The organism is Neoroseomonas soli, from assembly GCF_018129065.1.
Classification (GTDB): Bacteria; Pseudomonadota; Alphaproteobacteria; order Acetobacterales; family Acetobacteraceae; genus Neoroseomonas; species Neoroseomonas soli.
On the sequence record NZ_JAAEDM010000019.1, the window covers coordinates 58,297 to 64,777 of the forward strand.

General features: G+C 71.1%; 8 protein-coding genes. 3 read left to right on the forward strand and 5 right to left on the reverse strand.

The genetic code is table 11. The features are described 5' to 3' along the window. The first annotated feature begins 66 nt into the window (after positions 1-66). On the forward strand, positions 67-894 hold the full coding sequence (locus GXW76_RS09810) for a transglycosylase SLT domain-containing protein (RefSeq protein ID WP_211861833.1): 828 nt from the start codon (positions 67-69) through the stop codon (positions 892-894). 6 nt (positions 895-900) lie between these two features. On the opposite strand, the gene GXW76_RS09815 is transcribed toward GXW76_RS09810, so the two are convergent. Genes GXW76_RS09815 through GXW76_RS09835 form a run of 5 tightly spaced genes read right to left on the reverse strand, consistent with a single transcriptional unit; the run spans position 901 to position 5,221 of the window. Next, complete coding sequence (locus GXW76_RS09815; RefSeq protein ID WP_211861834.1) at positions 901-2,034, reverse strand: CaiB/BaiF CoA transferase family protein; 1,134 nt, start codon at positions 2,032-2,034, stop codon at positions 901-903. A gap of 7 nt (positions 2,035-2,041) precedes the next feature. After that, the gene (locus GXW76_RS09820; RefSeq protein ID WP_338150923.1) at positions 2,042-2,881 is read right to left on the reverse strand and encodes an HAD family hydrolase; all 840 of its coding nucleotides are present in this window, start codon (positions 2,879-2,881) and stop codon (positions 2,042-2,044) included. A 1-nt stretch (position 2,882) separates the two neighbouring features. Further along, entirely contained in the window at positions 2,883-4,049 is a 1,167-nt protein-coding gene (locus GXW76_RS09825) for an acyl-CoA dehydrogenase family protein (RefSeq protein WP_338150924.1), read from the reverse strand. 55 nt (positions 4,050-4,104) lie between these two features. Next, positions 4,105-4,677: a thiamine pyrophosphate-dependent enzyme gene (locus tag GXW76_RS09830; protein ID WP_246514072.1), complete on the reverse strand. Its 573-nt coding sequence runs from the start codon at positions 4,675-4,677 to the stop codon at positions 4,105-4,107. Positions 4,678-4,690: 13 nt separating this feature from the next. Further along, the gene (locus GXW76_RS09835) at positions 4,691-5,221 is read right to left on the reverse strand and encodes a thiamine pyrophosphate-binding protein (protein ID WP_211861836.1); all 531 of its coding nucleotides are present in this window, start codon (positions 5,219-5,221) and stop codon (positions 4,691-4,693) included. 106 nt (positions 5,222-5,327) lie between these two features. On the opposite strand from GXW76_RS09835, the gene GXW76_RS09840 reads away from it, so the two are divergent. Both GXW76_RS09840 and GXW76_RS09845 read left to right on the forward strand, forming a co-directional pair. Then, a complete protein-coding gene (locus tag GXW76_RS09840; protein ID WP_211861837.1) occupies positions 5,328-6,254 on the forward strand; it encodes a LysR family transcriptional regulator in 927 nt (308 codons plus the stop codon). Positions 6,255-6,298: 44 nt separating this feature from the next. Then, positions 6,299-6,481 (forward strand): hypothetical protein (locus GXW76_RS09845; RefSeq protein ID WP_211861838.1); only part of this gene is annotated, 183 nt, incomplete at its 3' end.

Genomic DNA, 6,481 nt, shown 5'->3' on the forward strand with positions numbered 1-6,481 from the left:
AGTGGCTTCCAGAAACATGTAAGCGCATGTTTATTGCGTGGCACATGGCTTGCCGTTCACATCCCTATGTCACGCCATGCATTCCGCTGCGCCGCGCTCCTCGGACTCCTGCTGCCGGTCCTCGGGGCGCTCGCCTGCCCGGCCCGGGCGACACCTCTCCCGGCTGCCGATTCCGGCCAGGCCTGCCGCGCCGCCATCGCCCTCGCCGAGCGGGAGCAGGGCATCCCGGCCGGGTTGCTCCAGGCGATCGGCCGGGTCGAATCCGGCCGCCGCGACCCCGCGACCGGCCGCTTCGCCTCCTGGCCCTGGACCATCAACGCCGAGGGCCGCGGCATGTATTTCCCGACCCGGGAGGCAGCGATTGCCGAGGTGCGGCAATTGCAGGCCCGCGGCATGCGCCTGATCGACGTGGGGTGCATGCAGGTGAACCTGCATCACCACCCCAATGCCTTCGCGACGCTCGAGGAGGCCTTCGATCCCCTGACCAACGCCCGCTACGCGGCGCGCTTCCTGGGTGAGCTTCAATCGACACGGCAGGACTGGGCGCGCGCCGCCGGCAACTACCACTCGAACACGCCCGAGCGCGCGGAGCCCTACCGCGCAAGGGTCGTGGCGGCGTGGGCGGAGGAACAGGGGCGGCCGGGCAGCGAGACGCCGGCTTTCGCGACGCTGGCCGGGGGGAGCCTTGCCGGGGCGGCCGGCCTCGCCAACGGGGGCGAGCGCGCCCGGGTCATTCCGCTGGCAGCAGCGGGCGGCACCGGGGGCGGGGCCGCCGCGCCGGGCCGCGGCCTCGATGCCTACCGGGCCGCGCCGATCATGATGGTGGGGCGGACGCCGGTCACCGCGCCCCTCGTTGCGCACATGCCGCTGGCGCTCCGCGCCCGCGGGCCGTGAGGCGCGTCAGCCCCCGGCGAACTCGGCGCGGATCGCCGCGCTGTGCTGGCCGAGGGAGGGCACCGGCCCGAGGTCGCGGGCACCGTCCGACAGCACGGCGGCGGGCGCGCCGATGGCGATGGGGCCCTTCTCGGTCTCGACCGTCACGCGCCGCAGGGCGGGGTGGCGGCGGAGGCCCTCGCAGTCATTGACGAAGCCGAAGGCCGTGTTGGCCTTGCGGAGCTTCGCGGCGCATTCCTCGCGCTCCAGGGCGGCGAAGACGCGGGCGATATGCGCGTCCACCTCCGGGCGGTTGGCCACGCGCTCGTTGTTGACGCGGAATCCCTCCCTCGTGGGAAGCTCCGGCTCCTCGAGGAAATGCGTGCAGAAGGACGCCCATTCGCGCTCGTTCTGGATGGCGATCAGGACCGGCGTGCCGTCCATCGTCTCGAAGGCGCCGTAGGGGCAGATGGAGGGATGCGCGAGGCCGATGCGCGGCGGATTGCGGCCGGTGCCCTCGTATTGCAGCAGCGGCACGGACATCCAGTCCGCCATGCCGTCGAAGAGGGAGACCGCGATGCCCTTGCCCTTGCCGGTCATGCCGCGCTCGATCAGCGCCTCCAGCACGGCCGCATGCGCGTTCATGCCGCAGGCGATGTCGCAGGCGGAGACGCCGACGCGCCCCGGCCCTTCGGCCCGGCCGGTGACGTAGGCGAGGCCGCTTTCCGCCTGCACCAGCAGGTCGTAGGCCTTCATCGAGGCGTAGGGGCCTTCCTCGCCATAGCCGGAGATGTCCACGGTGATCAGCCGCGGGTTCTTCTCCCGCAGGGCTGCGCTGCCGAAGCCCGCGCGGGCCATGGCGCCGGGGGCCAGGTTCTGGATGAAGACGTCCGCCTTGCCGATCAGGCGTTCGAGCAGCGCCTTGTCGTCCGGGTTCTTGATGTCGAGGCAGAGGCTTTCCTTGCCGCGGTTCAGCCAGACGAAGTAGCTCGACTGCCCGTTCGCCACCGCGTCGTAGGCGCGGGCGAAGTCGCCTTCCGCGCGCTCGATCTTGATGACGCGCGCCCCGGCATCGGCGAGGCGGGAGGCGCAATAGGGCGCCGCGACGGCCTGTTCCATCGAGACGACGAGGAGGCCCTTCAGGGGCTTGGTTCCAGGCATGGACACGTCACTCCGGCGTGGGGGCTGTGACCGCTTCGCGCGCGGCCAGGAGGTCGAGGATGGATATGACGCGGCGCTCGAGTTCGGTGCCTTCGCCATAGTCGGCCGGCACCGCACAATGCACGCGGCCTTCGGCGATCAGGCGCCGCGTGCGTGCGGCGCGCGTCCCATCGCCATCGGGATGGACGGCGATCGAATGCCCGCCCTGTTCCTTCACCATGCGGAAGCAGGGGATGTCGGTGTCGCCGTCGCCGACGAAGATGATGTTGGGGAAGGGGACGCGCCGCTGTTCGGGCGGGCGGTAGGCATTGACCGCCGCGTTGTCGGCGAGATCCAGCGCATCCTTGTTGATGCGGAAGAGGTACTGCGTCTTGGTCGTGTAGTTCACCGCGATCGCCGGCGCGATCGCGACGCCCGAGGCGCTGTAGAGGAAGCCCGAGGCGAAGACGGCCCGGAAATGCCTGCGGATCGAGGTGCCCTCGATCAACTCCCGCAGGCCGGAGGAGATGACGTAGTGCTCCACCGCCAGCCCGCGTGCCGCGCCGGCTGCGTTGATGCGGTCGAACCAGGTCTCGACGCCGGGGAACAGCGTGATGCCGGCGCCGTGCCGGGCCCAGTCCTCGCGCCGCATCGGGATGTCGGCGGCATGCGCCTCGACCAGCATGCGGTGCATGTAGGTCAGGATCGGGTCGCCCTGCTGTTCCTCGGCGAGCACATTGGCGCGCGCCCAGAAGGCGCGCGCATCGAGGCCGAGCTTCGGCAGGAAGACATGCTCCTGCATGTTGCCCGGTGCCAGCGTGCCGTCGAAGTCGTAGGCGATGGCGACCGGCACCGGGGCTTTCGCCACGTCAGTAGCTCCGCGGCATCCCCAGCACGTGCTCGCCGATGTAGGAGAGCACCAGGTTCGTGCTGATCGGCGCCACCTGATACAGGCGGCACTCGCGGTACTTGCGTTCCACGTCGTATTCCTCGGCGAAGCCGAAGCCGCCATGGGTCTGGATGCAGGCCTCCGCCGCCATCCAGGCGGCATCGGCGCAGAGCATCTTGCCCATGTTGGCTTCCTCGCCGCAGGGCAGCCCGGCCTCGAACTTCTGCAGGCCCTTCTGCAGCAGGGCTTCCGCCGCGCGCATGGCGGCATAGGCCTTGGCGATCGGGAACTGCACGCCCTGGTTCTTGCCGATGGCGTGGCCGAACAGCACGCGCTGCTTGGAATATTCCACCGCCTTGTTGATGAACCACTTGGCGTCGCCGATGCACTCCGCCGAGATCAGCATGCGCTCGGCGTTCATGCCGTCGAGGATGTAGCGGAAGCCCTTGCCTTCCTGGCCGACCAGGTTCTCGGCCGGCACTTCCATGTTGTCGAAGAAGACCTCGCACGAGTTGTGGTTCATCATCGTGCGGATCGGACGGATGGTCAGGCCGTGGCCGAGTGCGGCCTTCATGTCCACGAGGAAGGTGGACAGCCCGTCCGTCTTCTTCTTCACCTGGTCACGCGGCGTGGTGCGCGCGAGGAGCAGCATCAGGTCGGAGTGCTCGGCGCGCGAGGTCCAGATCTTCTGGCCGTTGACGACGTACTTGTCGCCTTCCTTCTTCGCGAAGGTGCGCAGCGCCGTGGTGTCGGTGCCGGACGTCGGCTCGGTCACGCCGAAGGCCTGCAACCGCAGATCGCCGGTGGCGATCTTCGGCAGGTACTTGCGCTTCTGGTCCTCGTTGCCGTGCTTCAGCACGGTGCCCATGGTGTACATCTGGGCATGGCAGGCGGCGGCGTTGCAGCCGGAGGCGTGGATCTCCTCGAGGATCGCCGCGGCGGCGGAGAGCGGCAGGCCCGAACCGCCGTATTCCTCGGGGATCAGCGCGGAGAGCCAGCCGGCCTCGGTCAGCGCCTGGACGAATTCGGTCGGGTAGCCGCGGCGGGCATCGAGCTCGCGCCAGTATTCGCCGGGGAAGCGCGTGCAGAGCTTGCGCACTTCCTCGCGGATCTCGGCGTGGGCGTCGGTCGGCATCTGCATGTCCATGGGTTCTCTCCCGTCGCGCCCGGATTAGGCCCGGGTCGCGTGGCTGGCAAGGCAGTCAGGCGGCGAGTCCGAGCGCCACCTGCATGCGGGCGCGGATATACCCGCCGTCGCGGCTCGGCAGCACGCGAGGCGCCTCGGCGGGGTCCACCTCGATCACCGCGACGCGCGGCCCGGCGCCGGGCGAGGCGAGGCCGGCGGCGAGGGTCTCGACCCCGGCCTGGTCCGTGATCCGCCACGCCTCGGCGATGCCGCAGCCACGCGCCACGGCGGCGAGGTCCGTCCCGCCGCTGGTGTGGCTGCGCTGCCCGCCGGTCTCGCCGTAGAGCCCATTGTCCAGCACGACCACCGTCAGGTTCGCCGGGGCCTGCAGCGCGATGGTCGCGAAGGCGCCGAGGCCCATCAGCGCCTCCCCGTCGCCGGTGACCACCACGACCGGCCGGTCCGGCTGCGCGATGGCGAGGCCGAGCCCCACCAGCGCGGCGCCGCCCATCGCGCCCCACAGGTAGAAGTTCCGCGCATCGTCGCCTGCCGCCGCCACGTCATAGGTCGCGGCGCCGAGCCCGGTCACTACCAGCGCCTCGCCGCGGTCGCGCAGCAGCCGCGCCACCACGTCACGTCGATCGAGCATCGTCATCCCTCCCTCAGAACACCTTGGCGCCGATCAGGCGCTGGCCCAGCAGCACGGCGACGGCGCTGCCGCCCTCGAAGGCCATGCGGGCGGCGGCGGAGACGGTCTCGGCCACCTCCTCGGCACGGTCCGCGCGGCGCACCTCCACGTCCATGAGGCGGAAGGCGGCCTCGGTCGTGGCGCCCATGGGCACCTGCCACGGGTTGAACTCACCCCATTCGCCCCGCATCGTCACCAGGGCGAGAAGGGGGAAGCGGCAGGTCTTCACCAGCGAGAGCATGTTCACGCAGTTGCCGACGCCCGAAGACTGCATGAGCAGCGCGCCGCGATCCCCGCCCAGCGCCGCGCCGGAGAGGACGGCGATGCCTTCCTCCTCGGTGGTCAGCGGAATGGCGCGCATGGCGGGTTCGGCATGCACGGCGCGGATCAGCCGCGCATGGCCGCCATCGGGCACGTAGGCGATCTGGCGCACCTGCCAGCGCCGCAGTTCCGCGAAGATCGCATCGGGCCAGGCCATCGCCTGCGCCACCCGGTCGCCGTCCATTGCCGCTTCTCTCCGTCTGTCCGCTGCGGGCTTATGGGGCGAGGACGACCTTCACGGAATTCGAAAGCGACGATAGGCTCCATCGCAGATTGTTATGGGTGGCGCGATGGATCTCCGGCAGCTCCGCACCTTCCGGGAGATCGCCGAGGCCGGCTCCCTCAGCCGCGCCGCCGACCGGCTGCGCATCGCCCAGCCGGCGCTGTCCCGTCAGGTCCGGCTGCTCGAGGCCGAGGCCGGCCTGCCGCTGTTCACGCGCCACGGCCGCGGCATGGAACTGACGGAGGCGGGGAGGGAGTTGCTCGCCCGCGTCGCCGGGCCGATGCGCCAACTGGAAGGCGCCATCGCGGAGGTGCGCGCGCTGTCCGGCGTCGTGGCCGGGCAGGTGGCGCTCGGCATGATGCCGACGGTCGCTGCGGTCCTCGCCGGTCCGCTGTCCCGCCGCGTGGCCGAGCGGCACCCCGATGTCTCGCTGCGCGTCGTCGAGGGCTACACCGGCCACCTCATCGAATGGGTGCAGCGCGGGGCGACGGATGCGACGCTGCTCTACGGCGCCGCGACGGATTTCCACCTGCCGGTGCGGGACCTCTTCGTCGAGGGCCTAGTCCTGGCGGGGCCGGCCGGCAGCGGGCTGGCACCCGAGCGGCCCGTCACTCTCGCCGCCGCCGCCGAACGGCCGCTCGTGCTCCCGAGCCGCCCGCACGGCCTGCGCGCCATTGTCGAGACCGCGGCGTCCCGCGCCCGGCTCACGCTGAACCTGCGCCACGAGGCGGATTCCTTCCTGGTGCTCAAGGACCTGGTGGTCTGCGGCCTCGGCTTCGCGATCCTGCCGCGCTCGGCGATCCGGCGGGAGGAACAGGAGGGGCGGATGGAGATCGCGCCCGTGATACGCCCGGCGATCCGGCGCCATGTCGTGCTGGCCTTGCCGCCCGACCGCGCGCCGGGGCGCGCGACCGAGGCGGTGCTCGCCCTGCTGGCGGAAGAGGTCGCCGCACGGGCCAGGGACGGCGACTGGCGGGCGATCGGGAGCGACTGACCGGCTTGCCGATCAGGCGCGAAATACATAACGTAATTTCTACCATGAGTAGATTTCTCGCGATCCCCGCCGTGATGCTGCTCGCCGCGCTGCCCGAGCCGGCGCTGGCACAGACGCGCACGGTGGTGGTGCCGGGGGGGTCAGCCGTCGTCATCGCGCCGCGGGGCCAGCCCGCGCCGCGCGCGACCCTCGGCGCGCCGACGCGCGGTCAGGCGCGGCGCGTCACC

Excerpts from the sequence above, each read along its gene's own strand:
- GXW76_RS09815 (WP_211861834.1), bottom strand. The coding sequence starts at position 2,034 with ATGCCTGGAACCAAGCCCCTGAAGGGCCTCCTCGTCGTCTCGATGGAA.
- GXW76_RS09840 (WP_211861837.1), top strand. The coding sequence starts at position 5,328 with ATGGATCTCCGGCAGCTCCGCACCTTCCGGGAGATCGCCGAGGCCGGC.
- GXW76_RS09835 (WP_211861836.1), bottom strand. The coding sequence starts at position 5,221 with ATGGACGGCGACCGGGTGGCGCAGGCGATGGCCTGGCCCGATGCGATC.
- GXW76_RS09830 (WP_246514072.1), bottom strand. The coding sequence starts at position 4,677 with ATGCTCGATCGACGTGACGTGGTGGCGCGGCTGCTGCGCGACCGCGGC.
- GXW76_RS09810 (WP_211861833.1), top strand. The coding sequence starts at position 67 with ATGTCACGCCATGCATTCCGCTGCGCCGCGCTCCTCGGACTCCTGCTG.
- GXW76_RS09825 (WP_338150924.1), bottom strand. The coding sequence starts at position 4,049 with ATGGACATGCAGATGCCGACCGACGCCCACGCCGAGATCCGCGAGGAA.